A 249-nucleotide genomic window follows, 5' to 3' on the forward strand; every position below is an offset into this window, starting at 1 on the left:
GGCAACCCCCTCAAACTCGAAGACCGAATCGCATCCCAGAACCAATGCATTGCGTACACCCTCGGCGGCAAGTTCGGCGGCAACTGCCTGCGCCTTCAGTTGCGCCAGCAGGGAGGCTGTTTCAGCCGGGGTGAGTCCTGCCCGTCCCTGCGCTCGTGCCTGGTTGTTGGCGGCGGTGCGCGCGGCGTCCTCATCTACGGAGGAGACGCGCACCGTGAACACGATGCGCGAGTCTTCCAGGAGCTTGCG

Annotated in this window: 1 protein-coding gene; it reads right to left on the minus strand. The window is 65.1% G+C overall.

Translation table 11 applies throughout. The annotated features are described in order from the left end of the window. On the minus strand, positions 1-249 hold a 249-nt coding region (locus tag PU683_RS20755; protein WP_277174505.1), incomplete at both ends, for a Maf family protein.

It is taken from the genome of Candidatus Kosakonia sp. 282A-S69, assembly GCF_029433855.1.
GTDB classification, from domain to species: domain Bacteria; phylum Pseudomonadota; class Gammaproteobacteria; order Enterobacterales; family Enterobacteriaceae; genus Kosakonia; species Kosakonia cowanii_A.